Origin of the sequence: Sphingobium psychrophilum (genome assembly GCF_012927105.1) — a bacterium.
GTDB classification, from domain to species: Bacteria; Pseudomonadota; Alphaproteobacteria; order Sphingomonadales; family Sphingomonadaceae; genus Sphingobium; species Sphingobium psychrophilum.
On sequence record NZ_JABBFV010000075.1, the window covers coordinates 1 to 1,411 of the forward strand.

Below are 1,411 nucleotides of genomic sequence, written 5' to 3' on the forward strand. Positions count from 1 at the left end.
GATTTCTTCTGTGGTTGCCGCCCGCGGTGCAAGAAGTTTCTGGTCCGATGCGCGCGTGATCGAGTGCGGTCTTCTGTAAGGCCTGTATAATGCGGCATTCCAGAAGCCGCTGGCCGGTATGGTGATCTGCGGACCAGGTCCAAATCTGATTCTCGAGCTCCAGGGCTCATAGAAATCAACTGGTTTTCCTGCTCCAGATCTGTTCGATCATTTTGCCCATTCGGGTCGTCGCCTTCTTTCACCCCCCATTATCCGACGTCAGGCAGATTTTGCGGCATGTTGATCATGCTGCTGGCACCTGCGCCGGAACTCGATAATCCTCATTCTTCGTCAGCATGGCCCAGATCGTCCGCGCCATCTTGTTGGCCAAAGCGATCGCCACGATCATCCTTGGCTTTCGCGCAGCTATGCGCGCCAGCCACGAACCTTCCGGGATCGATTTGCGGCCCAGCCAGTTCAGGCGCGACATCGCCCCGATAATCAGCAGCCTGCGGATATCGGGCTGTCCTGCCTTCGAAATGCGCCCGAGCCGCTCCTTGCCGCCGGATGAGAACTGACGGGGAACGAGACCGAGCCAGGCAGCGAAGTCGCGGCCACACCGGAAGTTTTCCATCGGCGGAGCGAAGGCTTCGACGGCCAAGGCCGTCAAAGGTCCAACACCGGGGATTGTCTGCAAGCGCCGCGCCATGTCGGCTTCAGCCGTCTGTGCCTTGATCTTGCCAGTCCGGGCATCGATGCGGACTGTCTTTTCGGCAATCTGTTCCAGCAAATCTCGGCATTCCTCGCGCATCAAATCGGGCAAGTCGCTGTTCGGTGCGTCCAGGATCTCTGCGATCCGCCTGATCTGATGGATCCCTTGAGGAACAACGTGGCCGTATTCATAGAGGCAAGCCCGGAGGGCGTTGACCAGTTCGGTGCGCTGGTGGACGAGCCGTTCTCGAGCCCGAAACAAAATAGCCCGGCTTTGCTGCTCTGCAGACTTCGGATCGACGAAGCGCATTTCAGGCCGTTGGGCCGCGATCACGATGGCCTCGGCATCTGCCGCATCGTTCTTCTGCCGTTTCACAAACGGCTTCACGTAATGCGGCGCAATCAGCTTCACCTCGTGGCCAAGTCGGGTCATCTCGCGGGCCCAGTAATGCGCGCTGCCACAGGCCTCCATTACGACCACCGCTGGAGGCTGCTCGGCCATGAACTTGAAAAAACCTTGTCGTGATAGCTTCTTACGGAACTGCATCTGCCCCGTCATCGACGCGCCGTGCAGCTGAAAGACATTCTTTGCCAAATCCACCCCGATCATCGTATCTTTTGTCACGGTTGCCGTCCTTTCCGCTCAGTGGTCTCAACACCACTTCTTTGGCACATTGCGATGCCGTCTGGGGAGGGCGGCAACCACCCCATCTGATTCAGA

1 protein-coding gene is annotated in these 1,411 nt (G+C 58.4%); it reads right to left on the reverse strand.

Annotated elements, in window-relative coordinates; genetic code table 11:
• Positions 1–283: 283 nt before the first annotated feature.
• Positions 284–1,315 carry an IS110 family RNA-guided transposase gene (locus HHL08_RS25245; RefSeq protein ID WP_408021810.1) on the reverse strand — a complete coding sequence of 344 codons (1,032 nt, stop codon included), beginning with the start codon at positions 1,313–1,315 and terminating at the stop codon, positions 284–286.
• Positions 1,316–1,411 lie beyond the last annotated feature (96 nt).